The organism is Streptomyces sp. NPDC005962 (assembly GCF_040629205.1).
Taxonomy (GTDB): Bacteria; Actinomycetota; Actinomycetes; order Streptomycetales; family Streptomycetaceae; genus Streptomyces.
In genome coordinates this window covers 306,422-332,081 of the sequence record NZ_JBEXVE010000001.1, presented here as the reverse complement: position 1 = coordinate 332,081, position 25,660 = coordinate 306,422, and the positions used below count along the sequence as shown (strand labels likewise).

Sequence of the window (25,660 nt, the reverse complement as noted above, 5' to 3'; positions counted from 1 at the left end):
ACGGCCCGTACGGCGGAGGGCCGGTGCGGCGAAGGGGCCTGCGACGGAGGGCCCGTACGGCGGAGGGGAGCCCTCCGCCGTACCCACCGGTCAGCTCCTCAGTGCCGGACCACCAGCGCGGTCGCCACCGCGGCCAGGCCCTCGGCCCGGCCGGTCAGGCCCAGCCCGTCCGTCGTCGTACCGGAGACCGAGACCGGGGCGTCGATCGCCGACGAGAGCGCCTTCACCGCCTCGTCGCGGCGCTTGCCGATCTTGGGGCGGACGCCGATCACCTGGATCGCCACATTGCCGATCCCGAAGCCCGCCGCCCGCACGATCCGGGCCGCCTCCGCCAGCAGCGTCACCCCGGAGGCGCCGGACCACTCGGGGCGGTCGGTGCCGAAGTGGGCGCCGAGGTCGCCGAGACCCGCGGCGGAGAACAGCGCGTCACAGGCTGCGTGCGCGGCCACGTCGCCGTCGGAGTGCCCGGCCAGGCCGTACTCCTCGCCCTCCCACAGCAGACCGGCGCACCACAGCTCGCGGCCCTTCTCGAAGGCGTGTACATCCGTGCCGATGCCCACCAGGGGGATCGGCGGCATCGCGGAAGACCGCTCAGAAGCCATCGTTCGCCCTCCTGCGCGCGAGAACCGCCTCGGCCAGCACCAGGTCCAGCGGACGGGTGACCTTGAACGCCTCCTCGTGGCCCGGCACGACCACGACCCCGACGCCCATCCGCTCGACCATGCCCGCGTCGTCCGTCGCGCCGTCGCCCTCCAGGACGATCTTCTCGTGCGCGGCGGCGAGCGTGGCCCGGTCGAAGCCCTGCGGGGTCTGGACGGCGCGCAGCAGGGCGCGCTCGGGGGTGCCGACGACCGGCTCGGGCTCACCGGCCCGGTCGCCGGTGCGCGGCTCGACCCGCTTGACGGTGTCGGTCAGCGGCATCGCGGGAACGACGGCCGGTGCCCCGTCGCGTACGGCGGCGACGACCGCGTCCACGGTGTCCACGGGGACGAGCGGGCGCGCCGCGTCGTGCACCAGCACCGTCGTGACGCTGTCGGGGACGGCGGCCAGGCCGAGGCGCACCGACTCCTGGCGGGTCTCACCGCCGGGGACGACGAGCACCTCCGTGGTCCCGGTGAGCGGATACGCGTCGAGCAGCCGCCGGACCTCGTCGGCACCGTCCGACGGGGCGACCACGACGACGAGCGAGACGGCACGCGATCCGGCCATGGCACGAACGGCGTGGACGAGCATCGGCGTACCGCTCAGCGGACGCAGCGCTTTGGGGGCGCCCGGGCCCAGCCGCACGCCACGGCCCGCGGCGGGGATCACGGCGGCGGTGCGGGCGGGACGCTCGGGATCGTCAACGGATGGGGTTACGGACATTGCGTTGGCGTTCAGGTTTGCTTCCTCGGCCGAAATGGGTATGGCCACAGCGTGCCGGGCGCGATGCCCCGACCGGCCCCTTCCGTGACGACCGGTCGTGCCAGCTGCCCGGGCCCGGCACACCTTGCAACACAACAGCGGCACCACAAACGGTCTTGCGTCTGGAGTTTCGATGTGGTGGGCTGAGGTATCTGTGCGCGCACATGCCGCAGCGCCCGGCGAACAGACTTACGGGGAGCAGGTCTGCATCACTCGGGCACCGCGGCATTTAAGCGTCAGGACGCGAGTACCTCATCAAGCAGGGCCTCGGCCTTGTCCTCGTTGGTGCTCTCGGCGAGGGCGAGTTCGCTTACGAGGATCTGGCGCGCCTTGGCGAGCATGCGCTTCTCGCCGGCGGACAGACCGCGCTCCCGCTCCCGGCGCCAAAGATCACGCACGACCTCGGCAACCTTGATCACATCACCGGAGGCGAGCTTCTCGAGATTTGCCTTGTAACGACGGGACCAGTTCGTGGGCTCTTCCGCATACGGTGCACGCAGCACCTCGAAGACCCGGTCCAGCCCGTCTTGGCCGACCACATCACGCACACCGACGAACTCCGCATTGTCCGCCGGTACACGAACCGTCAGGTCACCCTGAGCGACCTTCAGCACCAAGTAGGTCTTGTCCACGCCTTTGATCTGACGAGTTTCGATGGCCTCGATCAGCGCGGCCCCGTGATGGGGATAGACCACGGTGTCGCCTACCTTGAACGTCATGTGACAGGTACCCCTTCCGTGGCTATCCAGGGTAACACGTGAACGCCTTCTTCTGAATGGCGTTTTCGCAGGTCAGGGCATATCTCGGGGCTTGACAACAGCGGCTGGGACGTGCTGGGCAAGGCAGGCGGAACCGGGTATTCGCAGGTGGGAGCGGTTGTCCGGGCGGCCTGAAACCGGCCCGATACACGCTTCGAGAACGTCATGCGGGTGGCCGTACGTCCCGTTTTGCCGGAGTCCGGTCGATGGACTTCCGCTACTCCGTTCGGCCCAGGAGCGACAGATCCGGCCCCGAATCCCGAATTGATCACGGCCGCACTGATCATGTCTGTGAGACATCTGTGGTCAAGCCCGTGATCAATTTTTCGGACCTCCACGGATTCCTTACCGATAATCTCCCCGATCCGTCACCGAACCGATATTCATGGTGGTCCCGGAAGGCGGTGAGGAGTGTGATGTGGGGTGTGGTGTGGGGTGTCGTGAGGAGTACGACAGCCGGGCGCGTCGCCCCGGGAGGCGGTCGGGAGGCGGGTCGGGTGCGGGGGCTGATGGGCGGATCGGTAACCTAAGCGCGCTGATCCAATCTTTTACCTCGTCCTAGGAGATGCCGCCGCCGTGAGCAGCAGCCTTCGACGCGGCGCCTTCGCCGCCGCCGCCATCGTGGTCTCGGTCGCCCCGCTCTCCGCCTGCGGAGCCGGGAACAACGCGCAGACTCTGGAGGTCAAGCCCGACAACGCCGCGACGTCCGTCGGCGATATCAAGATCCAGAATGCCACCGTGGTGACCCAGCCCGACCGGACGGCGAAGGGCCCGGCCGTCGTCACGGCCAGGATCTTCAACAACGGCGCCCGGGACGAGACCCTCACGGCCATCACGCTGCCCGACGCGAAGGCGACGGCGAAGCTGCACCCGGCCAAGGGCACGGGCACGGCCGCGAGCAAGGCCGCGAGCAAGATCGTCGTCCCGGCCGGTGGCTCCGTCGCCCTCGGCGGCGAGGGCAATGCCTCCGCCGTCGTCCCCAACGGGCGCGAGGCCGCCCGCGACGGCGACGCGCAGCGGATCGTCTTCGACCTCAGCTCGACCGGCGACGTCCCGATCACGGCCTTCGTCGTGCCCGCGACGAGCTACTTCAAGGGCTGGGGCCCGTCCGAGCTGCCGACCCCGAGCCCGTCGGCCACGCGGGGCGGTACGCCCTCCCCCGGCGCGCCGAGCCAGACGTCGAATCCGGGCCAGAGCAAGCCGGGCGACAAGCCGTCCGACGAGGCCTCCGGCTCGGCGAGCAACAAGCCGGGCGGCGGCCAGAGCAACGGCATCGCCCCCGGCGAGCCGACGCCGAACGCCGGGCACTGAGCCCGAGGACCGAGCGCGAGCGCTGAGCACACGCGAGGGCGGCCCCGGAACCCCGGGGCCGCCCTCGCGTTGCTGTACCGCTGCCGCTGCCGCTGAGCAGCGGCTGAGGCCGGTTTACGGCCCGGCCGCGTACACGACTGGGCCGGGCCTCCTGCGGCTCGAATTTGTACGGATTCCCGGCCCGCGCCGGTTTACCGGCCACCGCCGGTTTACGGCTCGAACTTGTAGCCCAGGCCGCGCACCGTCACCAGGTAGCGCGGTGCGCCCGGGTCGGGTTCGATCTTCGCCCGCAGTCGCTTGACGTGGACGTCAAGGGTCTTCGTGTCGCCCACGTAGTCCGCGCCCCACACGCGGTCGATCAGCTGCATCCGGGTCAGCACCCGGCCCGCGTTGCGCAGCAGCATCTCCAGCAGGTCGAACTCCTTCAGCGGGAGGTCCACCTTGCCGCCGCCGACCGTGACCACGTGCCGGTCGACGTCCATCCGGACCGGGCCCGCCTCCAGGGCCGCGGGCGTGATCTCCTCCGGCTCGCCGCGGCGGCGCAGGACGGCCCTGATGCGGGCCACCAGCTCACGCGACGAGAAGGGCTTGGTCACATAGTCGTCGGCACCTATTTCCAGGCCGACGACCTTGTCGATCTCGCTGTCCTTGGCGGTCACCATGATCACCGGGACGTTGGAGCGGCCGCGCAGCTGGCGGCACACCTCCGTACCGGGCAGGCCCGGCAGCATCAGGTCGAGCAGCACCAGATCGGCGCCGTTCCGCTCGAACTCGTCGAGCCCGTCGGGCCCCGTTGCCGCGATGGCGACCTCGAATCCCTCCTTGCGGAGCATGTACGACAGCGCGTCACTGAACGATTCCTCGTCCTCGACGACCAGAACTCGGGTCACGGAAGGACCTCCGGGGCAGAAAGTTGATCATTGGTGAAGGTCTCGTACGGTCGGTCGCCGTCCTCCCCATCGAGGTCGGAGCCGGAATCGTACGGCTCACCCGGCCCTCCGGCCGGGCGATCCCGGTCCCGCGCCGCACCGGCCTCCGGGAGCCTCAGGGTGAAGGTGGAGCCCTGTCCCTCAGCGCTCCACACCGTGACCTCCCCGCCGTGCGAGGCGGCCACATGCTTGACGATGGCGAGACCGAGGCCGGTTCCGCCGGTCTGCCGCGAGCGGGCCGGGTCGACCCGGTAGAACCGCTCGAAGATCCGCTCGCGGTCCTTCTCGGAGATGCCGATGCCCTGGTCGGTGACGGCGAGCTCGATCAGATCGCCGCCCGTCGCGGGGATGCGGCGGGCCGCGATGCCGACGCGGGTGCGGGCCGGGCTGTAGTTGACCGCGTTCTCGACGAGGTTGCCGAGGGCGGCGGCCAGCTGGCCGCGGTTGCCCCACACCCGCAGATCGGCGCTGCCGCCGGTGGCCATCGTGATCTGCTTGGTGCCCGCCTGGTGGCGGCAGCGGTCGATGGCCTCGGCGACCAGCTCGTCGACCCGGACCGGCTCGGCGTCCTCCAGCGGGTCGTCGTTCTGGACCCGGGAGAGGTCGATCAGCTCCTGGACGAGGCTGGTCAGCCGGGCCGCCTCGACCTGCATCCGCCCGGCGAAGCGGCTGACCGTCTCCGGGTCGTCGGACGCGTCCATGACGGCCTCGGAGAGCAGGGAGAGCGCGCCGGCCGGGGTCTTCAGCTCATGGCTGACGTTCGCGACGAAGTCGCGCCGTACGGCCTCGATCCGGCGGGCCTCGGTGAGGTCCTCGACCAGCAGCAGGACCAGCCGGGAGCCGAGCGGAGCCACTCTGGCCGATACGGCGAGGGCGTCGCCCCGGCCGGTGCCGCGCCGCGGCAGGTCCAGCTCGATCTGCCGGATCTCGCCGTCCCGCCGGGTGTCGCGGGCCATCGCCAGCATCGGTTCGACGGCAAGCTTGCCGCCGCGCACCAGGCCCAGCGCGTACGCGGCCGAGCTGGCCTTGACGACGGCGTCCGCCTCGTCGAGGACGACGGCCGAGGAACGCAGTACCGAGAGCACGGTGTCCACGCCGGGCGGCAGGGCGGCATCGGTGTGCAGGGATGAGCGCGTAGGCTTCGCCTGTTCACGCTCGCTCCAGCGGAACGCCAGCATGGCGATGACACCGGTGCACAACCCGGCGAGCGCCGCCACTGCGGCGATCGCCGCGTTCACGTTCATGCGTCCAAGGTTATGCGGGCGAGAAGTGGCCGCCACAGCCCCGCACGGCATCCCTCGAACAGACGTTGCCGAGAGTTCACCGGGGGGATGGCGCCGGTTCACTCCCGACGCCTCGCCGGAGGGTCGCCGCACGGGGTGGCGTGGGGGACGTTGCCGAGAGTTCACCTGGGCGTTCGGGGTGGTTAACCCTGGGGCGCCGAGCCGGACGCGTTCCGATCCGAACGTGACAGGGTGGGCGCACGAGTCCACGAAGAGCGAAGATCCGTCAGCGAGAGTCAGTGAGAGAAGGTCAGTGATGCGCGACGCGTACCACGAGGAGCTGGATTCGATCGGGGAGGGCCTGGTCGATATGGCCCGGCTCGTCGGTTCGGCCATCGGCCGCGCCACCACATCCATCCTGGACGCGGACCTGAAGCTCGCCGAGAGCGTCATAGCCGCCGATGAGAAGGTCGACGACCTCCAGCGTGACCTGGAGAACCGTGCGATAGCGCTGCTCGCCCGGCAGCAGCCGGTCGCCACCGATCTGCGGATCGTCGTCACCAGCCTGCGCATGAGTGCCGACCTCGAACGCTCCGGCGACCTGGCGCAGCACGTCGCCAAGCTCACCCGGCTCCGCTTCCCGGGGGTCGCCGTACCGGGCGACCTCCACGCCACCATCCTGGAGATGGGCCAGCTCGCGCAGCGGCTGATGGCGAAGGCCGCCGAGGTCATCGTCACCAAGGACGTCGACCTCGCCGCGCAGCTGGAGCAGGACGACGACGCGATGGACCTGCTGCACCGCACCCTCTTCCAGCACCTGATGGACGACCGCTGGAAGCACGGCATCGAGACGGCCGTCGACGTCACCCTGCTGGGCCGCTACTACGAGCGGTTCGCGGACCACGCGGTGTCGGTCGCCAAGCGCGTCATCTACCTGGTGACCGGCGAGCACGCGGACCAGATGGGCCAGGACGCCGCCCAGGGAGCCTGACGCCGGACCCCGCGCTCGGCGGCGGCAGGGACCCGGCCGCATCACGGCGTGCCTCCGTACGCCGTCGATGCGCCCCTGCGGGCGGGCCAGGGACCGGGACCATGAGCAGCAGGTAACCCCTCTCCGAGGAGGCGGCTCATGGCGGACATCACCCGTCCCGAACCCCATCCCACCCACCCCATCGGCGCCTGCGGCTGCGGCTCGGGCTGCGGCTGCGGCTGCCAGTCCGGCGGCTCCTGCTCATGCGGCGGCAACTGCGGCTGACGCGGCGACGCGCCCAAGCACGCCCGGGGCCCGGGACCGACCAACGGTCCCGGGCCCCGTCCGTTTCCCCCACTCCAAGGTGCGACCGACCGCCACTCCGGCGAATCTGGTCATATGAACGATGAGACCCCCGCCCGGCCCCGCGTGGTCGTCGAGGAACCCCTCGACGGCCGCCGCCGCGTACTGGTCGACGGCCAGGACGTGGGAGTCGTGGTGAGCCCGGACGAACTGCGCGGCCTCCTCACCCGCGTGGGCATCGACGACCCCCACCTGATCGACTGGCAAGGCGGCGGCCCCGACGACTGGCCCGCGGCGTAGCGGCGGCCAGGCGGCTCAGCTTTCGTCGTCGACATCCAGCCCGTGAAGCCGCTCTGCGATGTCCGGGTTCTCGGTCAGCTCGGTGAAGACACCTTCCCAGGTGTCACGGATGTCGCGGCTGATCAAGGTGCGGAGGACGGGCCACAGCCAGATCAGCAGATCTTGGTTGAGGTAATGGACCAGATCGTCGCGCATGCCCTCGGCCAGGACGATCCGGTAGAAGCTCATCCTCAGCCGGGGCTGGTCCAGGTCGAACCGAGTCAGCCCGGACCACGCCAGGTGCAGCGGCAAGCTGACAGCGCCATGGGCCGGGCCGACGAGTTCCGAGAGCGCGGCCGGGAGCCGCCGTGCGAAAGTGGCACGGCGGAGCTCGGAAACGCTGGACGTTGATGCCATGCCTCGACGACCGTCAATCGCCGCGCGTCCGCCACTCGTCCAATCGGACCCTCACCTGGCAGTTGTGCGCGTGCCAGAACACCTCACCTCCGACAGAGGCTCCGAGAGCAGGCAGCTCCATGCCCTGCGGCATGGCCGTTATCTCGGCCAGCGCCACGGCGTCCGGCACACCGTCGATACGTATGAAGACGCCGAAGGGCTGGCGACCGATGACCTGGCCGGTGACGTGGGCCCCCACGGGCAGGGCTGCAACGGTTGCCGACCAAGCATGCCGAACCGCCTCCCCCACCGGTACTCCCGGGCCCGTAGGCCATGCGTACTCATCCATGGACAGATCATGGCTGCCCGGAGGAGCGATGACTGCTGCGGGACTCAGGCTTGGGGCTGTTCAGTCCAGGAAGAAGGACCAAAACGGGATCGTGGCGTACTGGTGGTCTTCCGGTGTCGGCACCGGGCGACCGAACTCGTGATGGAAGTAGTCGACCAGGTCCGTGCCGTAGTAGATGATGTCCGTCTGATATATCGACAGCACCGGTGTGCCCGTACGGTCTGGGTCGGCCAGCAGATACCGGTGGGAGTAGATCGGCACCATCACTGGGACCTTGGCCAAATAGGTGCGAGCCACCTCCAAGGCGTCCTGGGTGCCCGTCGGCCGCAGATCCCACTCCGGATGCCAGAAGCCGTTGTGCTCCACGTCGAACAACACGCCGTCGATCGGCCAGGCCAACCGCTCCGCCAAGTCCTCCGCATCGCCGTCCCGCCAGTCGGGCCAGCTACGGCTATCCGTCGGCAGCCCTGCACCCAGCAGCGTCCGGTGCTCCGGAGCGAATCGGAAACCCCAGCGTTCCTCGACCTGGTCGAGCTCCCGCTCGCTCATGCCTCGCTTGATCTCCATGCGGGCAGAGAGCATGGCGAGCAACCCCTGAGCGTCTTCTGAGGTCAGCGGGCTCTCGGGGCTGATCGACGTCATACGTGGAACGGTAGGCCACCCGGAGGAGGAGAAAGGGCGTGGCCTCGGTCAGGTGGGCTATGAAAGCCGGACGAGCAGGAACACCCGTTGTCAGACCCTCCGGCCACAATCGCCGCATGAGTGTCAGATCAGACTTTTCACTGGAACTGCAGCTGAAGAAGGTCCTGGAGGAAACGGCCCATCCGGAGATCAAGGCTGCCCTCGTCTCTGCTCGCAAGCACATGAAGAGTGGGAAAGGGAGCCATCGTCGAGGCGGGAAGGTACTCGTCCAACTCCTGGAAGCGGTCCGCCAACGGGCGGCGGATGCCGGTGAATGGCACGTCGTACGGCTGGTGCAGGATTCCCTGGACTACGCCGAAGGGCGCATCCTGCAACCTGATTTCGACGAGAGGTACCGCCTCTTTCAGGACGGTGTGCGCAGCGGGAGGCTGCGGAAGCACGTCGGGAACATCCTCTCGATCAACTACAGGTACATCGCTGAGGCTGGCCGCGAGTACGTGGACGAGCGCCCTGAGGCGACCATGGAAGACTTGATCGCGTACTTCGGCACGCTCAGTGACGATGCGCGGTTCCTCGATGCACCGGAGGACCGTCCTGGGCGTTATCGCCTTCTGCGTGGGCGGGCGGAGAGAGCCGTGTGGCTGGAGCGTGTTCTCCAAGAACGTGTGGACATTGAGGATGCGGCCGAAGCCGCCCACCGAATCGTCAGCTCACCGGAGGCCATAGCCCTGCTTGCCGCTGACACGGAAGGGCAGATGGTTCTCAGGGCGGCCGAGTTGCACCGACGGTCGACCGGCCTGACGGCTCTGCGTAAGGTCGTCGAGGACCCCGCTGCTTCTGAACTCGACCTTCAGCGCGCTCTGGAGGGGCAGCACTGGATCTTCGGAGGGCGGTTCGTAGGAGAGGCTGCCCACCGCAGACTGGTGCCGGGTGACGAGCTCGACATACCTCTGATCCGCGGTGACGGGGCACTCCATGTGGTTGAGCTGAAGCGTGCCGCAAGCCTCGTCGGCAAGCTGGTCAAGAAATACCGTGGGTCATGGGTACCTACCGCGGAGGTGCACAATGCCGTCGGTCAGGCTGTGAACTACCTGGTGGGCTTGGACGAGAACCGCCAACAGATCCGCGAGGAGTTCGGCATAGAAACCCGCCGAGCGAGCGCGGTGGTGCTGATCGGACACCCGTCAGTCCAGCCGTCGGTACCCGAGGCATCGATCAACGAGGCGCTGCGCACTCTCAACACTCACGTGAACCGGGTGGAGGTGCTCACGTATAAGGAGCTGATCGACAATGCCGAGCGCTCGTTGGGGTCTGTGCCGTTGCGGTAGCCGTCGCTCGGCGTGGCGGCCGGGCATGGGGGCCGATGCTTGGCAGGTACGGCTGAGCGGTCCCATGCCCGTGGGGATCGTCGCGCTTCCTTGACAGTTGGCCGCGGGTACCGTTCTGAGTGTCCAGGGCAGAACGGAGTTCAGCATGCCGCAGAGCAATGAGGAACACACCGGCGCACGGATCGCCCGCACTCGTCGCGAGCGTGGTCTGACCCAGCAGGGTCTGGCGATGCGTGCCAATGTCTCGAAGTCCCTGCTGTCCAAGGTCGAATGCGGTCAACGGCCCGCCTCGCCCTCGCTCATCGCCGCCTGCGCACGCGCGCTCAGCGTCACCACCTCGGACATTCTCGGCCAGCCCTACACCCAGGAACTCCGGCGCGAGCGACTCGATGAGGTGATACAGCCCATCCGGGTCAGCATGGAGAACTGGGACATCCCCCTCGACTGGCAGGTGCCGGCCCGCCCCGTCGCGCTGATCCGGGCCGACATGGAAAAGGTGCTGGTTCAGCGGCGGCAGGCCGAGTATCTGCCGATGGCCGTCGATCTTCCCGCGCTCATCGACGAGTGTGTGCAGGCCATCCACACCACCAGCGGCGAGGAGCAGCGGCAGGGGCACGAGTGCCTGGCCTGGGCGTTCCGGTGTGTGTTCACGCTGGCCTGGTCCTTCGGGTACGTGGACCTGGCCACCATCGCGCTGCAGCGTCTGGCATGGGCGGCGCCCCGGGCCGACGAGCCGGGGTTGGCCGCCATGTACGGCTATCTGCGGGCCCAGACCACTCTCTCCTCCAGCCGGTACGACCTGGGGATGCGGGTGGTGGACGGCACGTTACGGGACATGGCCGGACAGGGCTCCCGGAACGCGAGGGGGCTGGCCGCGATGACCGGCGTGCTGCAACTGCGGGCGGCCGTGATCGCCGGTCGGATGGGGGACGCCGACGCGGTGGACGCGCGGGTGTCCGAGGCCCGCGCGCTCGCGGAGCGGACCGGGGAGACCGCGGCCTACGGCGTGGGGTGGGGTCCGGCGAACGTGGGAGTCCACGCGGTCGCGATCGCCTGCGACTTGGACGAGTACGGGCAGGCTGTCCAGCTGGCTCGGGACGTGCGGTTCCCCAGCGGCTGGGATCGGTCACGGACCGGGCATCACTGGTTGGACCTGGGCAGGGCCAACGTGTGGACGGGAGATGCGGATGAGGCGCTCCGCTGTCTGCAACGAGCGCGCCGTACTGCCCCTCAGCAGACGCGCTATCACCCCACCGTGCGGGAGGCCGTGCTGACGCTGCGGTCGCGTGACCGGTCGCGTAGCACTGAGCTGGCCGAGTTCGCGCAGTGGATTGGCCTGTAGCACGCACGGTTGTGGTCGAGTTGCACGGTTCTGTGCAACTCGACGTAGTGCGTGGTCGACACGATGTGACGGTCAGTTAACCGTCCGTGCAGGGAGTCGACCATGACGAGCAGAGCCGAGCAGTGGACACCGCCGAACGGGCCCGATCCCGAGGCCTTACCGACAGGCCGGTGGTGGGACGCGGTCCGGGTGGCGGAGGACATTGGCGAACGCGCCCTCGGCATCCTCCGCGATCAGTCCGGCGCCGTCATCAAAGACCGCTGCAACACCCTCTACTGGCTCATCGCGCCCGGCACGGCCACGTCCTGGAAGCTGCGCGGAGTCAGCGTCCTCACCGAAACCGAAGGCGTCACCACGTACCTCGGCGTGCCCCCGGCGGACCGGCTGACCCGACCCGGCTCATATTGGCGGGTCCCGTTCACCCGCGGCCGGTACCTCACCGACGCGCACCTGCTGTACAAGGCCCTGATCTGCGTCCTGCTCGCCGAGCCGCGGGAAGGTCAGGAGGGCAACCGGTGATGCCCCAGGTCTGCGCCCGCTGCCAGACGACCACCAGGCAGCCGGTCGTGGTCGCGATCGGGCACGGTGCGAGCGGTGGCGGTGGCACCGTCTATGCCTGCCCGGGCACGTGCGCCGACAGCTTCCCCAAGCAACGCGCCCCCTTCGAGCAGACCCTCCGCCGCGTCCCCGTCCGGGGGCAGCGATGAGGGCTGCGGCCGCCCTCGCCCCAGCCACGCTCACCCGCGAACAGCTCCAGGGCTGGAACTGCGCCCTGTGCGGCGCACACCTCACCGTCGACCGACCGCTGGGCACCGTCACGATCGACCACGGAACGGCTAGGACGACATATGAGGTGTGGGCATGCGACCCCGCGTGCGGCATACACCCCGCCCCGCCCGAGCCGACGCCCTGGGGACGGTTCCTCGACCACGCCATGGGCCGCGCCGACTGCCGGACGGGCCAGCGCTGCGCCACCGGGAACGGGCTGCACCACGCGGTGCGGGAAGCCGCCGTTACTCAGGAGCCCCGCCGAACACAAAAGCCCCGCCCCGGACGCACGCTTGGACGGCCAGCGACCGGGACGGAGACCGTGCACCACCCCACTCAGAGAGGAAGGCACATGCGAGACGTTACTGCGTTACTCGACCGGCCACAGAGGGCCGAGGTCATCGGCACCGTCCTGCGCAACAACCCCGGCATGGACGAGGACATGGCAGGCCGGATCGTCGACGAGGCGGTGAAGTTCGTCGCCGCGGTGGCTGGAGCATCCAGGCCGCTCGCCCCGTCCCGGGTCGTGGACGAAGGCTGGCACGCCCTGATCCTGCACACCCACACATACCGCCAACTGTGCGAGCGCGTAGGCACCTTCGTCCACCACGTCCCGGAGGCACCCGACCCGCAGCGGCGAGACCCCGAGGCACTGACACGGACCCAGCAGCGCATCGTCGAGGCCGGGTTCCCCGTGGACGATGCGCTGTGGCTGGCGCCCACCGACCAGAGCATCCCGGTCGCGGCCAGCTGCCAGCACTCGGACGACAGCGGACCGATCGTCGTCCAGCCCAAGCCCAAGGGCTGAGCCAGCCCGTAGGCTGCGGGCCAGAAGAAGGAGGACACCGATGGAGTGGATCGACCCGAAGTACGCCGAGCTGGTCGCGACCATGCGACGAGCCCAGGCGGACGCCTCCGAACAGGACCCGACCGACACCCGGCCGGTCCGAGGATTCATCGTCCCTGACGCTGATCCCGGCCCGCTGCCTCGCTGAGCCGAGCCCCGCCCGGCGCCCCTGCGGCGCTGGGCGGGGCAGCGCCTCTACGGGCCAGGCATGAGCTCGGCTCCGCGTGAACCGGTCGCATGGCCTGGCACAGCTGCGCCACCCGCATCGCGGGGCGCGAGCTACGCCGCAGCTCGGGAGCACGGTATGCACGCGCTGCGGCACTTCTACGCGTCCGTGCCGCTGGACTCTGGGGAGAGTGTCAAGGCTCTGGCGGAGTATCTGGGGCACTCAGACCCTGGGCTGACACTGCGGGTGCATGCACACCTCATGCCGACCAGCCAGGAACGTGCTCGCCACGCCCTGGCGAGCGTCTATACAGCCACAGGACAAGTTCGCAAGAAGCCTTGAGAAGGGTGGGTTAGCTGCGAGTACCTCCGCCTGTTCAGCGACTCACTCAGCGGTTCTGACCACCGACGCTTCACGGATAGCTATCGCGGAGAGACGCAAGATTAGCTAGCTGAAAAGAAGCCGCAGCGGCACTTGCACAAGTTCACGATGTTGATAGCACAGCGTTCACATGAGAGATTGAGTGTCGCCAGAAGTCGCTGAAAGGTACTGAAAGACCCTGAGAGGCATTGAAGGGTCTGGACGTAGCTAGAACCTTCAGCGCGAAGGGCCCGGCTCCGGCTGCAACCAGAACCAGGCCCCTTCGCAGTCAACGAGCCCGGTCGCTCACCACGAGACCGGGCTCGCTGCATGCGCAGCTCCCGATCCCGACCGTACTCGTGCGTGACTCGCTCATCGAGCGAACTGCATCACGCTGGTGGCGACAGCCACGAGCAGGCCAGCGCCCGCAAGCCAGACCTGCCATTTCTCGGCACCAGTCCACCTGCGAGGCTTGTCCTTTCCGAGACTCACCCCACCACCTCCCCTTCTCCTCCAGCCAGCCCGCTCTTCGAGCTGGGGCCTAGGAACTCACAAGCCCCCGCACAGAGTTCAAGGGAGGATCAGGTGAAGCGCGATAAGCATACCGATAGATCTGACGGTCTTCGGGGCCGCAGAACCTCAGCCCGTACGCGGCAAGCGTCCAGCGCTAAGCGGGCTGACAGCCCAGAGACGGCCCCACAACATCACCAAGCCCCCTACCGGCGGGGAAAACACTGGTAAGGGGCTTGATCAATACGGCTTACTTCTTCTTGCCCTGGTTTTTTACTGCCTCGATCGCGGCCTTCGCGGCCTCCGGGTCGAGGTAGGTGCCGCCCGGGTTGAGGGGGTGGAAGTCGGCGTCGAGCTCGTAGGAGAGGGGGATGCCGGTGGGGATGTTGAGGCCTGCGATGTCGGCGTCGGAGACGTTGTCCAGGTGCTTGACCAGGGCGCGCAGGGAGTTGCCGTGGGCGGCTACGAGGACGGTGCGGCCGCTCAGGAGGTCGGGGACGATGGCGTCGTACCAGTACGGGAGCATGCGGACGACGACGTCCTTGAGGCACTCGGTGCGGGGGCGCAGCTCCGGGGGGATGGTGGCGTAGCGCGGGTCGGCGCTCTGGGACCACTCGGTGCCGTCTTCGAGCGGGGGCGGCGGGGTGTCGTACGAGCGGCGCCACAGCATGAACTGGTCCTCGCCGAACTCGGCGAGGGTCTGGGCCTTGTCCTTGCCCTGGAGGGCGCCGTAGTGGCGCTCGTTGAGGCGCCAGCTGCGGGCGACCGGAATCCAGTGGCGGTCGGCGGCCTCCAGGGCGAGCTGCGCGGTGCGGATCGCGCGCTTCTGGACGGAGGTGTGGACCACGTCGGGGAGCAGGCCGGCGTCGCTCAGCAGCTCACCGCCGCGGACTGCCTCCTTCTCGCCCTTCTCGTTGAGGTTCACGTCCACCCAGCCGGTGAACAGGTTCTTCGCGTTCCACTCGCTCTCGCCGTGGCGGAGGAGGATCAGCTTGTACGGTGCGTCGGCCATGCGGTCGAGCCTACTGGACGGGTTCGGGGCGCCCGGTTGACGGACCTGGTCAATTGAGTGGCGGGCGACGGGTGGGCATCGTAAGTTGCGGAGGCCGCTTTCGTCCCTTACATGGGGGCGGGTGACCGTGGAGGGTTCGCCATGTCCGTCGTCCGGTGGAGCCGGTGGAGGTTGGCTGCGAGGGAGAGCGTTTCGGGGTTACCCCCGGCGTTCTGGTGGCTGTGGACGTCCACGCTGGTGAACCGGCTGGGCGGGTTCGTGGCGACCTTTCTCGCGATGTATTTGACGGTGGAGCGCGGCTACTCGGCTACGTTCGCCGGGCTGGTCGGGGCGTTGCACGGGCTGGGCGCGGTGGTGTCGGCGGTGGTCGCGGGGGTGCTCACCGACCGGCTCGGGCGGCGGCCGACGTTGCTGGTCGCGCAGGTGTCGACGGCGGTCACGGTGGCCGTGCTCGGCTTCGTGCACGACCCGGTCGCGATCGGGGCGGTGGCCTGCCTGGTGGGCATGACGAGCAACGCGTCGCGGCCCGCGGTGCAGGCGATGATCGCCGACATCGTCGCCCCCGGGGACCGGGTGCGCGCCTTCTCGCTCAACTACTGGGCCATCAACCTCGGCTTCGCCTTCTCCGCGATGGCGGCGGGGCTGATCGCCCGGAACGGCTATCTGACGCTGTTCCTGGCCGACGCCGGGATGACGCTGCTGTGCGCGCTGATCGTCTTCGCCAGGCTGCCGGAGTCCCGCCCGGAGGGGAGCGGCGCGGGGCGCGGGGAGGACGGGAAGGGGGTCGGGCTCGGGACGGTGCTGCGGGACCGGCGGTTCATGGCCGTGGTGGCGCTGCAGTTCCTGCTCGCGTCCCTCTTCCAGCAGGGCTCCGTGGCGCTGCCGGTGGCGATGGGCGCGGACGGGCTGTCCAGTACGGACTTCGGGCTCGCGATCGCGGCGAACGGGCTGCTGGTCGTGGCCCTGCAGATCCCGGTCACGCGGTTCATCGAACACCGCGACCCGATGCGGCTGCTGGTGATCTCCGCGCTGCTGACCGGGTACGGCTTCGGGCTGACCGCCTTCGCCGGGTCGGTGGGGGTGTACGCGCTGACCGTCTGCGTCTGGACGCTCGGCGAGATCATCAACTCGCCGATCCAGATGGGGCTGGTGGCCCGGCTCTCGCCGGTTCACGGGCGGGGGCGCTACCAGGGGATGAACGTGCTCTCGTGGTCGCTCGCCTCGCTGGCCGCGCCGCTGGCGGGCGGCGCGGTGATCGACCGATTCGGAGCGGACGCGCTGTGGGCGGCGAGCGCGGTGGTCGGCACGGTGGCGGCGGTGGGTTACGGGGTGCTGGGGCGGCGGCTGCGGGAGCGGGTGGGGACTGATGGAGTGGGGACGGGTGGGGTGGAGACGAGTGGGGTGGACGCGGCGGGTGTGGAGACGGGGGCCGCGGCGGTGGTCTGACGGGCCGGCCTTGCGGCGGTTATGGGGTGGCCCGGGGCAGCAGCGAGCCGATGTCGAGGCTCGGGCGCGGCAGCGCCGTGCGCCACGGCGGTGGTCCGGTGGGGAGGCCTGTGGGTAGTCCCGTGGGTAGGCCGGTGGGCAGCGCCCCGGTCGGGTACGTCGGCGGGGACGAGGTCGCATACGGGGGCGGGTACAGAGGGGAGTACGAGGGCTGGTTCCCGTAGGTCTCGTAGGTCGTGGGAACCCTGTTGGTGGTGGGGGTGGGGGCATCGCGGTTCGTCCACACCGCGTACGTCACGCCCGACAGCCCCAGCATCACGGTGAGGGCCAGCACCCGGATCGCGGTGATACGGCGACGGGCCGGTTCGGGTACGTCAGGGGCGATGCTGACCTTGTGCGGAGCGGTCCCGGGGGCGGGGCTTCGGGGTGGGGCGGGCTCGGCCGTGCGCAGCGGGGCGTGTTCGTCCACCCCGAGCGCGGCCAGGAGCAGCCCGAGCCGCCGGGTCTGGCCTGGCTCCCGTACGGCGGTGTCGGCCCCGTCGCGGATGGTGTCGGGCGCGGTGCCGTCGGACGGGACGAGGATGCCGGGGCCGGTCCAGTCCATCCCCCAGTACGCGGTGCCGCTCGCGACGAGTTGCGCCCCGATCAGGGTGGCCAGGGCGGCGGCCAGCGGGCCGAGCGGGTCCCGTTCGGCGTCCCCGGAGGGCGGGAGGGCGCCGTTCAGGGCGCGGGCGAGCGGCATGCGGCGGCCGCTGTCCAGCAGCCGCAGGACCTGGTGGATCGTCAGCCCGTCGGGGGTGGATGGGGTGCTGGTGGGTGGAGCGCCGGTGGGTGCCTCGGGACCGGCGCGTTCGACCGTACGGACCGCCTTCGCCAGCGGCGCCAGCGCCCGGGTCGCCCGGTGTTCGGCGAGGAGGCCGAGCCAGTCCCGCCACGGCATCGGCACCGCGTCCGGCGGCCCCGCCGTACGGGCCAGCGCGACCGCGTACCGCGACGGTACGGAGACGGGGGCGGGATCGGCGGGCGGGGGCGAACCCGCGGGTAGCCGGGTCAGCCGGTCCACACGGGTGGCCAGGTCGGGGTGGGGGTCGCCGGGGTCTGCGCGGTGTTCGGTGGCCCGCTCGCGCAGGTCGGCCAGGGGCTCCCGTAACTCGGGCGCCTCCACCATGCGCCCGAAGGCCTGGAACGGGTCGTCCGGTACGCATCCGTACGCCCGGTGCATCGGCGCGAGATGGGCCGTGGTGAACTCCGCCCACGCCGCGTCGAGCGCCAGCGCGCCCCGCAGCGCGTCGTCGACGGCACGCGGCCCGGCCGCCCGGGCGGCCTCGCGGTCCGCCTCCAGTTCCTGCCGCCGCCGGACCGGGCGGGTGAGCGCGTCGAACACGCGGGTGTAGAGGTGGAGGAGGAACAGGGGGCCGCCCGCGTACATCTGGACGAGGTTGTTGGCGGCGGCCGCCTCCTCGACCGCCTTCCGCGCGGCCAGGAGCCCCGCCGCACCGCGGTGGGCGAGGACGCCGAAGCGGCCGTGGCGGCGGGAGAAGTGGCCCAGTTCATGGGCGAGGACGGCGCGCAGTTCGGCGGGGGTCAGACCGGTGAGGAGGGGCAGGCCGAGGTAGAGCGTACGGCTGCCGGAGGCCAGGCCGAGGAACGGGGCGTCGTCGGTCACGGACGCGTTGACTTCGGCGGTCAGCCGGATGTGGCCGGGCGGCCGGGTGTCCACGGCGTACGCCAGTTCCCTGACCACCGCCCACAGTTCGGGCGCCCCGGTCGGGGGCACCGCCACCGCGCCGGGGTGGGGGTCGGCGGGCCGGGCGGTCCGGACCACCGCCCACAGCAGGGCCGCGACAACCGGCGCGAACGCGGCGCACAGGGTGATGATGCTGGTCGGGGGCGTCGTGGCCGTCGGCACTCCGGCGCCCCACACCGCGATCACCAGGAAGGCCGCCCACAGCAGGACCACGGTCGCGACCAGTACGTAGAAACCGGCCAGCAGGACCAGGGCGAGGGCGGCCCGGGCGGCGGCGATCACCGCAGCCCCTGCCGCAGCCCCTGCCGCTTCCGGGCGATGTGCCGGTCGGAGCCCAGGCCGTCGCGCAGCCATGCGACGACGTCCCGCAGCGCCCCGCACACCGGGTCCAGCTCGTCGGCGGACATCAGGCGCTCGCCCTGGGGGCGCTTGTCCCAGTCGAGGTCGAGCAGCAGGGTGAGCCGGGCCCGGGCCTTGTGCAGATTGCTGCCGACGGCACCGGTCGAGATGCCGAGTTCGGCGGAGATCTCCGCGTAGCTCATGTCCTCCAGCGAGTGCATCACGACCACCTGGCGCTGGCGCGGCGGCAGGGTGCCGAGCGCGCGCAGCACGGCCAGCGCCGCCGTGGTCTCCTCCACGGTGGCGTTCGTGGCGGCCGGGACGGTCAGGTCGGTCAGCTCGCGGGGATTCCAGCGGAACCACCAGCGCCGCCCGTCGCGCGAGAACTTGTGGCGCGTCGCGGTGATCACCCATGCCTCGGGCGAGGCACACGCCCTGACGTCCGGCCAGCGGCGCATGGCCTCGATGTACGCCTCCTGGACGGCGTCCTCGGCGTTCTGCGGGTTGCCGCTGTACGTCACGGCGCGGGCGGCGACCTCCGCGTACGTACGGTCGTAGAACGCGTCGAACTCCTCGTGGGCGCCGAGCTCCGCGGGCCCTGTCGTCTCAGTCACGGCCGCCCCCGCGGCGCACCGTGACGGCGGCGCCGTCGGCGCGGCGGTCGGTGAGCACCGTGCCGGGCTCCGACCTGTCCAGCATCTCGATCAGCATGCGCGCCCGGGCGCGTTCGCCCGAGCGCGCCGCCAGCCAGCGGATGACATCCCCCATCAGCCGTAGCACCCCCACTGTCACGACCGTTGCCACCGTGAGCCACGGATTGTCCATGGGCACTCTGCGGCCTCCCTCCTATGGTTCCCGGCAGTTGGCGCCGGTTCACCAAGGAGAGTCATCGAGGGCGTGTTTTCTTCACCGGCTTTCCTCACCGGGTTTTCTGCACCGGGTTTTCTGCACCGGAGGGGAGGGCTGGGCCGGTCAGTGCAGGGCGCGCTGCGCCTCGTACAGATTGCGCGGGTGGACGGCCTCGGGGTGGCCGTAGGACTCGCTACGGGAGTGGAGCGGACCCTGGAAGTCCGGTACGTCGGTCTGGCCGAACTCCCGGACCTCGCTGATGCCGACCGTCGCGCTGTACGGGGCGATCCCGTCGATCTTCACGCAGCCCGCGCGCTGATTGGTGACGGTGACGTTCCAGTGGGTGAACCGGGCGCCGTACAGCGGGCCCGCGACCGCGTCGCCGCCGTGCGAGCCGGTGTTGTCCACGGTGATCTCGGTGCGGACATTGGCGAACGGCATGCCGCGGTGGGTGTCGAAGGTGCCCATCTCCATGCGGCCGCGCGACCAGACGTTGTGGCTGGACAGGCCCTCGACGTTGATGCCGTGCAGCTGGGTCCCGGCGGGCGCGGGCACGGTGCGGCGCGCGAGGACGAAGTCCTCGACCAGGTTGTCGTGCGAGCCCTCGCGGCAGCAGTACGGATGGTGGCTGCCGCGCCCGGAGACGGTGACCCGGCGCAGGGTGCACGCCTTCGCGGCGACGAGCAGGAAGCCGTTGTCGGCGTTGTTGACGGTGACGTCGTCGACCCAGCAGTCCCACGCGCACTGCAGCGCGACGCCGTTGTAGCCCTTGTCGAGCAGATGCTGCGCCTGCGGTGTCTCGACGACATCGAGGGTGAGGCCCTCCACGCCGGAGCCGGTCACCGGGCGGACCAGGGTGGTGAACCGGGGCTTCCAGGCGGGACGGGCGTCGAGCGGCAGCGGGCGGTCCAGGGTCACCCGGCGGCGGCGCCGGTCGACGGCGGTGATGCGGCACGGCCACTCGTACGGGACGTACGAGGTCAGCTTGGTCTTGTCGGCCCACGCGTACCCGGCGGCGCCCTCGACGTCCCCGGCCATGTGCTGGAGCAGGGTGTGGGTGGCGTCGTCCGCGAGCTGGAGCAGCACCCGGTCGCCGCGGCGGAGGGCGGCGGTGCTCTCGACGGGCACGGTCCAGTCGCCGCGGCGGGCGGGGCGGTCGACGGCGGTGAGCGTGTGCCACGCGTCGCGCTCGTCGCCGGTCCAGCCTTCGAACGGCCACGCCTGGTCCCGGATCGCCGCGGTGAGGGAGCGCCAACGGGCGTCCGGGCAGACCCAGATGAGGCCACCGGCCCAGGACCAGGACGACTTGGTGCCGCCGTACCGGCTGCCGTACGGCCCGATCAGCTCGGTCAGGCTGCGGGTCGCGTGCAGCGTGGTCCGCCCGCTGCCCGCACCGCGCAGCACGACGTTGTCGTAGCCGATGCGGATGATGCCGTCGACGTGGTACGTCCCGGGCGGCACGACCACCGTGCCGCCGCCGCGCCGCCCGACGGCCTCGATGGCGCGGTTGATCGCGGGTGCGGCGTCGGCCGAGCCGTCGGGCCGGGCGCCGTAGCGCCGTACGTCGGCGGCGACGGGGTAGCGGGGGAGGTCGGCGCGGCCGCCGAGGAAACCGGCGCGGCCGACGTAGGGGATCTGGGGGTGGCGGTACGGGTCGGCGCGGAACTCGCGCCAGAGGCCCGTTGGTTGTCCGGCGGCCACCGCGGGGGCCGAGCCCAGCAACCCCACCGCGGTGCCCGCGGCCGCGCCCAGGACGGTGCGTCTGCCGAGAGCCGGGCGTCTGTCGTTTTCGCTGTCCATGAGGCCCACACCTTCCATGGATGTGAACGCCGTTCAGATGAGCGACGGCGTGAGCATGCCATGGGTGCGGCGGACGCGAAAGGGGTCCGGAAGCGGTCCGGAAGGGGTCCGGAAGGAGTCGACCGCCGGTTCTCAGCGCGCGTACAGCCCGTGGGCCGTCCGCCCCGCCCACCACAGACCCGCCGCGCCGACCAGCAGCGGCCAGCCGAGCTGCCCCGCGTGGAGGGCGCCGCTCCGGGTGGCCGACACCAGCGCCGGGGCCGTCAGCACCAGGGCGGCGAGCGGCCCGCGCAGGTACCAGGCGGCGGCCTGCACCGCGCCCGTGTTGCCCGCCGGGGTCTCGGCGCCGAGCAGGATGTGCGGCGGGACGGCGCCCCGGTACGAGCTGACCAGCGCCGCCGCCACCAGCGCCGGGGCGCAGGCGACGAGCACCACGAGCCCGGGACGCCCCCGGCCGCCCAGCTCGGCGGCCACGCCGCCCACGGCCGTACCCGCCACCAGCAGGACGCCGGGCACGAGCGCGTGCCACAGGGCGAGAGTGCGCGGCGGGTAGGGCAGCTGCGCCGAGCGGCGCACGTCGTCGCTCTCCCGGCGGGCCGGTTCGGTGAGCTGGGCCGCGCCGAGGTAACCGGCCACCAGGGCCCCGACTGCGGCCACGGCATGGGCCCGTTCGCGCAGCGTGGGGGCGAGGACGGTCAGCCCCACGGCGACGGCGGTCCACGCGACCGCCCAGCCCAGCCGCCCGGGGGTGCGCAGCAGCCCCGTCAGATCGCGCCACGGCATGACGAGATGGCGGTGACGTGGCATCGGCAGCCGCACGGCGGGCCGCGAACCGCGTTCCCGCAAGGCAGGAAGGCCCGCCTTCGCCTGCCTCAGGTCCAGCGTGAACAGGGACGCGCCGAGCTGGGAGGCCACCGTCGCCCGCAGCCGCAGGGCCGCCTGGGAGATGCCGACCGCCTCCCGGCGGGCGACCAGCAGCGCGGCGAGGACGAAGACGGCCGACAGCGCGGCGCCCACCGCCCAGCCGGGCGCGGGTGCACCACCGGCCCCGGGCGCCGGTGAACCGGCGGCCGCGACCAGCGGCTGCGCGGCCCAGCCCCAGGGGCCCGACCACAGGAACGCCGTCCCGAGCCACGCCGGATGCCCGCCGCGGGCCACCGACACCGCCGCGGTGACGGCCGGTACGGCGACCACGAGCCCGGCCGCGCCGAAGAGCCGGGCGCCGTGCCGGGCCATCAGCCGGTCGCGGCGCTCCACGACGGCGCCCGCCGCGGTGCCGATGAGCGCGGCCGCCGCCCCCGCCCACGCCCCGGCCGCGGTCACCGTGGGCCAGGACGCGGCGCCCGAGGCGTACACCAGGAAGCCGAGCACACCGCCGGTGACCGCCCCGACCACCCCCGCCACCAGCGCGGACGTCATCAGCCGGGGCAGCAGCAAGGGCGCGCGGGACAGCGGTGCGGGCAGCAGCCACGAGACGGTCGGCAGGTCGAGGAGGACCGGTCCGCGCCACACCGCGCCGCGCGCCATCAGCAGCACGGCCAGCGCCACCAGCGTCGGCACGGTCAGCGGCAGGCTGGTCAGGACGTGCGCGGCCAGCGGGCCGCGGGGCCCGTCGGCGCGTCCGGCCTTGGCGGCCGAGATGAGCAGCGGTACGCCCCAGGCCAGCCCGACCAGCGCGACGGCGTAGAGCGTGAGCGCGCCGCTCTTGCGCTTCTCCCGCCGGACGTCACGCCGCAGGACGCCCAGATAGGCCAGCGCCTCGGCAGTGCCGTCCCCCGGCCCGGCCCCGTTATCGACCCCAGCACCGACCCCGGCCCCGTCCTCGACCTCGCGTCCGGCGGTCACCACCGGCCGTCCTCCGCCGCCACCGGTATCCCGCCGTCGAGCGTGAGCACCCGGTCGGCGACCGCGGCCAGCACGTCATGGTGGGTGGCCAGCAGGATCGCGGTGCCGCGGTCCCGGTGGGCGGCCAGCCGGTGCGCCAGCTCGCGCCGCGCCCCGCCGTCGAGGCGCTGCTCGGGCTCGTCCAGGACGAGCAGGTCGTGCGGGCGTACAAAGGCGGCGGCCAGCAGCAGCGACTGGGTCTGCCCCGACGACAGCGCCGTGGGCAGCACACGGTCGTGACCGGCCAGATGGTGCTCCTCCAGCACCGCCTCGACCGCCGACTCCGCCGCGTCGCCGAGCCCATGGGCCAGCGCCACCAGCATGAGGTGCTCGCGCACGGTCAGGTCGGGGTAGTGGGCGCCGGGGTCCATCACCGTGGCGACGCGGGCGCGGGTGACGGGGTCGTTCTCGTCGATCGGCGCACCCTCGAACAGCGCCCTCCCCGATGTCGGCCGTTCCCGTCCCGAGGCCAGCCTCAGCAGGGTCGACTTGCCCGAGCCGTTGTCCCCGGTGAGCGCCACGCACTCGCCCGGCGCGACGTCCAGCGTGACCGCGCGCAGCACCTCGCGGTCGCCGTAGGAGCGGCTGACACGGTCGAGCCGGAGCAGGGGCGCCGTCATTCGGCGGCGTCGCGGGTCAGATGGGTGAACGCGTCGAGGTTGCGGGTGGATTCGCCGCGCGAGGTGCGCCAGGCGTACTCCTTGCGGATGGCGGTCGCGAAGCCCATCTCCAGCAGGGTGTTGAAGCTGCCGTCCGCGTTCTCCAGCACCGTGCCCAGCAGACGGTCCAGCTCCTCCGGGGTGACGGAGGCGAGCGGAAGACGGCCCACCAGGTAGATGTCACCGAGCCGGTCGATGGCGTAACTCACCCCGTACAGGCGGATGTTGCGCTCCAGCAGCCAGCGGTGCACGGCCTCGTGGTTCTCGTCCGGGTGGCGGACGACGAAGGCGTTGATCGAGAGCGAGTGCCGACCGACCCGCAGGGAGCAGGTCGTCGACAGCTTGCGGGTCCCGGGGAGCTTGACGACGTACGTGCCGTCCTCCGGGCTCTCCCACTCCAGCTCGGCGTCGTTCAGCGTTTGCTCGATGACGGCGTGGGAGTCGGCCCGGGGGGTGGTGTCAGCCATCTGCCGATCGTAGGTGACGACGCTCACGCATCGCGTCGGGGTAGACCACGGCGTCAGCCATGGGCGGATCGCACGATGCGCCGCTCGCGCATCGCGTCGGCGTAGACCTCCGCCGTCGCCGCCGCGGCCGTGTCCCAGCCGAAGGACTGGGCGTGGTGGGCGGCGGCCGCGCCCATCCGGGTCGCCCGCCCCGGGTCGTCCGCGAAGGGGCGCAGGGCGCGGGCGTAGTCGGCGGGGTTGTGGCCGTCGACGAGGGTGCCGCTGACGCCGTCCCGTACCGCCACCGGGAGGCCGCCCACCGAGGCCGCGACCACCGGGGTGCCGCAGGCCTGGGCCTCGACCGCCACCAGGCCGAACGACTCGCTGTACGACGGCATCACCAGCACCGAGGCCGCCCGGTACCAGTCCGCCAGCTGGTCCTGCGCGACCGGCGGCTGGAAGCGGACGACATCGCCGATCCCCAGGCGCGCGGCGAGCTTGTGCAGCCGCTCGGGCTTCGCGAGGCCGGTGCCGCTCGGCCCGCCCACCACGGGGACGACGATCCGCTCGCGCAGCGACGGCTGCTCCTCCAGGAGGTGGGCGACCGCGTGCAGCAGGATGTCCGGGGCCTTCAGCGGCTGTATGCGGCCCGCGAAGAGGGGTATCAGCGCGTGGGGCGGCAGCCCGAGCCGGGCCCGGGCGGCGGCGCGGCCGTCGGCGGGGCGGAACCGGTCCAGGTTCACCCCGGGGTGGACCACGGCGGTCAGGTCGCGGTCCGCCTCGTAGTGGCGGACCAGCTCCTCCGCCTCCTCGGCGGTGTTCGCGATCAGCCGGTCGGCGGCGCTGACGATCTGCTGCTCGCCGATGACGCGGGCGGCCGGTTCGGGGGTGTCGCCGGTGGCGAGGGCGGCGTTCTTGACCTTGGCCATGGTGTGCATGGCGTGCACCAGCGGCACCCCCCACCGCTCGGCGGCCAGCCAGCCGACGTGGCCGGAGAGCCAGTAGTGGGAGTGGACGAGGTCGTAATAGCCGGGCCGGTGCCCGGCCCAGGCCTGCATCACCCCGTGCGTGAACGCGCACAGCTGCGCGGGCAGCTCCTCCTTGGCCAGCCCCTCGTACGGGCCCGCGTCCACATGCCGTACGAGGACGCCCGGCGTCAGCTCGACGGCCGGGGGGAGCGTGCCGGTGGTGGCCCGCGTGAAGATCTCCACCTCGATGTCGATGGCGGCGAGGCGGCGGGCCAGTTCGACGATGTACACGTTCATCCCGCCCGCGTCGCCGGTGCCCGGCTGATGCAGCGGCGAGGTGTGCACGCTGAGCATCGCGATCCGGCGCGGACGCCGTGGAATGCGCCGAAGGCGCTGATGGGGCGGGCCGCCGAAGGGCGTATGGGACCGGCCACGCAGGCCGCCGAGCCGTGACACGTGCTGGCTCACCGCGCGATACCTCCTTCTCGGGGCGAGCTTCCCCTGTCAGCCGTCAACATCTGAACCTTTCATTCCATTTCCGTTTTGCCAAAGCGTGACGTTCGGACTTGTACGGGGCTCGTGGCGGGACCCGTAGCAGGCCTCGTGGCAGGCCTCGTGGCAGCCC

Annotated in this window: 28 protein-coding genes and 1 pseudogene; 12 read left to right on the top strand and 17 right to left on the bottom strand. The window is 71.1% G+C overall.

Going from position 1 to position 25,660, the window contains the following annotated elements:
* Window positions 1–98: 98 nt before the first annotated feature.
* The 3 genes from ispF to ABZ370_RS01600 form a co-directional block, all read right to left on the bottom strand.
* Window positions 99–602 carry a 2-C-methyl-D-erythritol 2,4-cyclodiphosphate synthase gene (gene ispF / locus ABZ370_RS01610; RefSeq protein WP_358614997.1) on the bottom strand — a complete coding sequence of 168 codons (504 nt, stop codon included), beginning with the start codon at window positions 600–602 and terminating at the stop codon, window positions 99–101.
* A complete protein-coding gene (gene ispD / locus ABZ370_RS01605; protein ID WP_358614995.1) occupies window positions 592–1,365 on the bottom strand; it encodes a 2-C-methyl-D-erythritol 4-phosphate cytidylyltransferase in 774 nt (257 codons plus the stop codon). Before ispD ends, ispF begins: the two co-directional genes overlap by 11 nt.
* A 275-nt stretch (window positions 1,366–1,640) precedes the next feature.
* Window positions 1,641–2,123 (bottom strand): CarD family transcriptional regulator, encoded by a 483-nt coding sequence (locus ABZ370_RS01600; protein WP_009716930.1) that lies wholly within the window; start codon window positions 2,121–2,123, stop codon window positions 1,641–1,643.
* A gap of 615 nt (window positions 2,124–2,738) precedes the next feature.
* On the opposite strand from ABZ370_RS01600, the gene ABZ370_RS01595 reads away from it, so the two are divergent.
* Entirely contained in the window at window positions 2,739–3,473 is a 735-nt protein-coding gene (locus tag ABZ370_RS01595) for a copper chaperone PCu(A)C (RefSeq protein ID WP_358614992.1), read from the top strand.
* Window positions 3,474–3,682: 209 nt separating this feature from the next.
* Here the strand turns inward: ABZ370_RS01595 and ABZ370_RS01590 are convergent, their stop codons facing one another.
* Both ABZ370_RS01590 and ABZ370_RS01585 read right to left on the bottom strand, forming a co-directional pair.
* Entirely contained in the window at window positions 3,683–4,363 is a 681-nt protein-coding gene (locus ABZ370_RS01590; protein WP_358614990.1) for a response regulator transcription factor, read from the bottom strand.
* Window positions 4,360–5,646, bottom strand: coding sequence for an ATP-binding protein (locus tag ABZ370_RS01585; protein ID WP_358614988.1), 1,287 nt, complete (start codon window positions 5,644–5,646; stop codon window positions 4,360–4,362). Before ABZ370_RS01585 ends, ABZ370_RS01590 begins: the two co-directional genes overlap by 4 nt.
* A gap of 295 nt (window positions 5,647–5,941) precedes the next feature.
* Here ABZ370_RS01585 and phoU point away from each other — a divergent pair, with 295 nt between their 5' ends.
* The 3 genes from phoU to ABZ370_RS01570 all read left to right on the top strand — a co-directional run bounded on the left by phoU (window position 5,942) and on the right by ABZ370_RS01570 (window position 7,198).
* Window positions 5,942–6,616 (top strand): phosphate signaling complex protein PhoU, encoded by a 675-nt coding sequence (gene phoU, locus ABZ370_RS01580; protein ID WP_358614986.1) that lies wholly within the window; start codon window positions 5,942–5,944, stop codon window positions 6,614–6,616.
* Between the two features lie 138 nt (window positions 6,617–6,754).
* On the top strand, window positions 6,755–6,880 hold the full coding sequence (locus tag ABZ370_RS01575; protein ID WP_358614984.1) for a hypothetical protein: 126 nt from the start codon (window positions 6,755–6,757) through the stop codon (window positions 6,878–6,880).
* Between the two features lie 114 nt (window positions 6,881–6,994).
* Window positions 6,995–7,198, top strand: a complete 204-nt coding sequence (locus ABZ370_RS01570; RefSeq protein ID WP_358614982.1) for a hypothetical protein — start codon at window positions 6,995–6,997, stop codon at window positions 7,196–7,198.
* Between the two features lie 15 nt (window positions 7,199–7,213).
* Here ABZ370_RS01570 and ABZ370_RS01565 read toward each other — a convergent pair whose 3' ends face one another.
* From ABZ370_RS01565 to ABZ370_RS01555, 3 genes are read right to left on the bottom strand one after another with little or no spacing between them, the layout of a single operon-like run.
* A complete protein-coding gene (locus ABZ370_RS01565) occupies window positions 7,214–7,594 on the bottom strand; it encodes a transcriptional regulator (protein ID WP_358614980.1) in 381 nt (126 codons plus the stop codon).
* A gap of 13 nt (window positions 7,595–7,607) precedes the next feature.
* Window positions 7,608–7,922, bottom strand: coding sequence for a hypothetical protein (locus ABZ370_RS01560; protein ID WP_358614978.1), 315 nt, complete (start codon window positions 7,920–7,922; stop codon window positions 7,608–7,610).
* 60 nt (window positions 7,923–7,982) lie between these two features.
* The gene (locus ABZ370_RS01555) at window positions 7,983–8,564 is read right to left on the bottom strand and encodes a hypothetical protein (RefSeq protein WP_358614976.1); all 582 of its coding nucleotides are present in this window, start codon (window positions 8,562–8,564) and stop codon (window positions 7,983–7,985) included.
* Between the two features lie 116 nt (window positions 8,565–8,680).
* Here ABZ370_RS01555 and ABZ370_RS01550 point away from each other — a divergent pair, with 116 nt between their 5' ends.
* The 7 genes and pseudogenes from ABZ370_RS01550 to ABZ370_RS01520 all read left to right on the top strand — a co-directional run.
* Window positions 8,681–9,892, top strand: a complete 1,212-nt coding sequence (locus ABZ370_RS01550; protein WP_358614974.1) for a Shedu anti-phage system protein SduA domain-containing protein — start codon at window positions 8,681–8,683, stop codon at window positions 9,890–9,892.
* Between the two features lie 145 nt (window positions 9,893–10,037).
* Window positions 10,038–11,234, top strand: coding sequence for a helix-turn-helix transcriptional regulator (locus ABZ370_RS01545; protein ID WP_358614972.1), 1,197 nt, complete (start codon window positions 10,038–10,040; stop codon window positions 11,232–11,234).
* Window positions 11,235–11,336: 102 nt separating this feature from the next.
* A complete protein-coding gene (locus tag ABZ370_RS01540; protein ID WP_358614970.1) occupies window positions 11,337–11,753 on the top strand; it encodes a hypothetical protein in 417 nt (138 codons plus the stop codon).
* Window positions 11,753–11,941, top strand: coding sequence for a hypothetical protein (locus ABZ370_RS01535; RefSeq protein WP_358614968.1), 189 nt, complete (start codon window positions 11,753–11,755; stop codon window positions 11,939–11,941). Before ABZ370_RS01540 ends, ABZ370_RS01535 begins: the two co-directional genes overlap by 1 nt.
* Before the next feature lie 413 nt (window positions 11,942–12,354).
* Window positions 12,355–12,810, top strand: coding sequence for a hypothetical protein (locus tag ABZ370_RS01530; protein WP_358614966.1), 456 nt, complete (start codon window positions 12,355–12,357; stop codon window positions 12,808–12,810).
* Between the two features lie 40 nt (window positions 12,811–12,850).
* Window positions 12,851–12,997 (top strand): hypothetical protein, encoded by a 147-nt coding sequence (locus ABZ370_RS01525; RefSeq protein ID WP_358614964.1) that lies wholly within the window; start codon window positions 12,851–12,853, stop codon window positions 12,995–12,997.
* 132 nt (window positions 12,998–13,129) lie between these two features.
* Window positions 13,130–13,357: pseudogene (locus ABZ370_RS01520) on the top strand (hypothetical protein); the annotation flags it as partial.
* Between the two features lie 778 nt (window positions 13,358–14,135).
* On the opposite strand, the gene ABZ370_RS01515 reads toward ABZ370_RS01520, so the two are convergent.
* On the bottom strand, window positions 14,136–14,897 hold the full coding sequence (locus ABZ370_RS01515; protein ID WP_358614962.1) for a phosphoglyceromutase: 762 nt from the start codon (window positions 14,895–14,897) through the stop codon (window positions 14,136–14,138).
* A gap of 141 nt (window positions 14,898–15,038) precedes the next feature.
* Between ABZ370_RS01515 and ABZ370_RS01510 the strand changes: the two genes are divergently transcribed.
* Complete coding sequence (locus ABZ370_RS01510; protein WP_358614960.1) at window positions 15,039–16,343, top strand: MFS transporter; 1,305 nt, start codon at window positions 15,039–15,041, stop codon at window positions 16,341–16,343.
* Window positions 16,344–16,362: 19 nt separating this feature from the next.
* On the opposite strand, the gene ABZ370_RS01505 is transcribed toward ABZ370_RS01510, so the two are convergent.
* The 8 genes from ABZ370_RS01505 to mshA form a co-directional block, all read right to left on the bottom strand.
* A complete protein-coding gene (locus ABZ370_RS01505; RefSeq protein WP_358614958.1) occupies window positions 16,363–18,372 on the bottom strand; it encodes a M48 family metalloprotease in 2,010 nt (669 codons plus the stop codon).
* The gene (locus ABZ370_RS01500; RefSeq protein ID WP_358614956.1) at window positions 18,369–19,043 is read right to left on the bottom strand and encodes a sigma-70 family RNA polymerase sigma factor; all 675 of its coding nucleotides are present in this window, start codon (window positions 19,041–19,043) and stop codon (window positions 18,369–18,371) included. Before ABZ370_RS01500 ends, ABZ370_RS01505 begins: the two co-directional genes overlap by 4 nt.
* On the bottom strand, window positions 19,036–19,254 hold the full coding sequence (locus ABZ370_RS01495) for a hypothetical protein (protein ID WP_358614954.1): 219 nt from the start codon (window positions 19,252–19,254) through the stop codon (window positions 19,036–19,038). Before ABZ370_RS01495 ends, ABZ370_RS01500 begins: the two co-directional genes overlap by 8 nt.
* Before the next feature lie 147 nt (window positions 19,255–19,401).
* Window positions 19,402–21,078, bottom strand: a complete 1,677-nt coding sequence (locus ABZ370_RS01490) for a glycosyl hydrolase family 28-related protein (protein WP_358614952.1) — start codon at window positions 21,076–21,078, stop codon at window positions 19,402–19,404.
* Window positions 21,079–21,210: 132 nt separating this feature from the next.
* Window positions 21,211–22,923: a DUF6297 family protein gene (locus ABZ370_RS01485; RefSeq protein WP_358614950.1), complete on the bottom strand. Its 1,713-nt coding sequence runs from the start codon at window positions 22,921–22,923 to the stop codon at window positions 21,211–21,213.
* Window positions 22,920–23,582 (bottom strand): ABC transporter ATP-binding protein, encoded by a 663-nt coding sequence (locus ABZ370_RS01480; protein WP_358614948.1) that lies wholly within the window; start codon window positions 23,580–23,582, stop codon window positions 22,920–22,922. Before ABZ370_RS01480 ends, ABZ370_RS01485 begins: the two co-directional genes overlap by 4 nt.
* Entirely contained in the window at window positions 23,579–24,088 is a 510-nt protein-coding gene (locus tag ABZ370_RS01475; protein ID WP_358614946.1) for a YbjN domain-containing protein, read from the bottom strand. Before ABZ370_RS01475 ends, ABZ370_RS01480 begins: the two co-directional genes overlap by 4 nt.
* A 53-nt stretch (window positions 24,089–24,141) precedes the next feature.
* Window positions 24,142–25,503: a D-inositol-3-phosphate glycosyltransferase gene (gene mshA, locus ABZ370_RS01470; protein WP_358614944.1), complete on the bottom strand. Its 1,362-nt coding sequence runs from the start codon at window positions 25,501–25,503 to the stop codon at window positions 24,142–24,144.
* Between the last annotated feature and the right edge of the window lie 157 nt (window positions 25,504–25,660).

What these genes read in the sequence shown, in the direction of transcription:
- ispF (WP_358614997.1), bottom strand. Translation starts at nt 602, where the DNA reads ATGGCTTCTGAGCGGTCTTCCGCGATGCCGCCGATCCCCCTGGTGGGC.
- ispD (WP_358614995.1), bottom strand. Translation starts at nt 1,365, where the DNA reads ATGTCCGTAACCCCATCCGTTGACGATCCCGAGCGTCCCGCCCGCACC.
- ABZ370_RS01600 (WP_009716930.1), bottom strand. Translation starts at nt 2,123, where the DNA reads ATGACGTTCAAGGTAGGCGACACCGTGGTCTATCCCCATCACGGGGCC.
- ABZ370_RS01585 (WP_358614988.1), bottom strand. Translation starts at nt 5,646, where the DNA reads ATGAACGTGAACGCGGCGATCGCCGCAGTGGCGGCGCTCGCCGGGTTG.
- phoU (WP_358614986.1), top strand. Translation starts at nt 5,942, where the DNA reads ATGCGCGACGCGTACCACGAGGAGCTGGATTCGATCGGGGAGGGCCTG.
- ABZ370_RS01575 (WP_358614984.1), top strand. Translation starts at nt 6,755, where the DNA reads ATGGCGGACATCACCCGTCCCGAACCCCATCCCACCCACCCCATCGGC.
- ABZ370_RS01570 (WP_358614982.1), top strand. Translation starts at nt 6,995, where the DNA reads ATGAACGATGAGACCCCCGCCCGGCCCCGCGTGGTCGTCGAGGAACCC.
- ABZ370_RS01565 (WP_358614980.1), bottom strand. Translation starts at nt 7,594, where the DNA reads ATGGCATCAACGTCCAGCGTTTCCGAGCTCCGCCGTGCCACTTTCGCA.
- ABZ370_RS01560 (WP_358614978.1), bottom strand. Translation starts at nt 7,922, where the DNA reads ATGGATGAGTACGCATGGCCTACGGGCCCGGGAGTACCGGTGGGGGAG.
- ABZ370_RS01555 (WP_358614976.1), bottom strand. Translation starts at nt 8,564, where the DNA reads ATGACGTCGATCAGCCCCGAGAGCCCGCTGACCTCAGAAGACGCTCAG.
- ABZ370_RS01550 (WP_358614974.1), top strand. Translation starts at nt 8,681, where the DNA reads ATGAGTGTCAGATCAGACTTTTCACTGGAACTGCAGCTGAAGAAGGTC.
- ABZ370_RS01545 (WP_358614972.1), top strand. Translation starts at nt 10,038, where the DNA reads ATGCCGCAGAGCAATGAGGAACACACCGGCGCACGGATCGCCCGCACT.
- ABZ370_RS01540 (WP_358614970.1), top strand. Translation starts at nt 11,337, where the DNA reads ATGACGAGCAGAGCCGAGCAGTGGACACCGCCGAACGGGCCCGATCCC.
- ABZ370_RS01535 (WP_358614968.1), top strand. Translation starts at nt 11,753, where the DNA reads ATGCCCCAGGTCTGCGCCCGCTGCCAGACGACCACCAGGCAGCCGGTC.
- ABZ370_RS01530 (WP_358614966.1), top strand. Translation starts at nt 12,355, where the DNA reads ATGCGAGACGTTACTGCGTTACTCGACCGGCCACAGAGGGCCGAGGTC.
- ABZ370_RS01525 (WP_358614964.1), top strand. Translation starts at nt 12,851, where the DNA reads ATGGAGTGGATCGACCCGAAGTACGCCGAGCTGGTCGCGACCATGCGA.
- ABZ370_RS01515 (WP_358614962.1), bottom strand. Translation starts at nt 14,897, where the DNA reads ATGGCCGACGCACCGTACAAGCTGATCCTCCTCCGCCACGGCGAGAGC.
- ABZ370_RS01510 (WP_358614960.1), top strand. Translation starts at nt 15,039, where the DNA reads ATGTCCGTCGTCCGGTGGAGCCGGTGGAGGTTGGCTGCGAGGGAGAGC.
- ABZ370_RS01495 (WP_358614954.1), bottom strand. Translation starts at nt 19,254, where the DNA reads ATGGACAATCCGTGGCTCACGGTGGCAACGGTCGTGACAGTGGGGGTG.
- ABZ370_RS01490 (WP_358614952.1), bottom strand. Translation starts at nt 21,078, where the DNA reads ATGGACAGCGAAAACGACAGACGCCCGGCTCTCGGCAGACGCACCGTC.
- ABZ370_RS01480 (WP_358614948.1), bottom strand. Translation starts at nt 23,582, where the DNA reads ATGACGGCGCCCCTGCTCCGGCTCGACCGTGTCAGCCGCTCCTACGGC.
- ABZ370_RS01475 (WP_358614946.1), bottom strand. Translation starts at nt 24,088, where the DNA reads ATGGCTGACACCACCCCCCGGGCCGACTCCCACGCCGTCATCGAGCAA.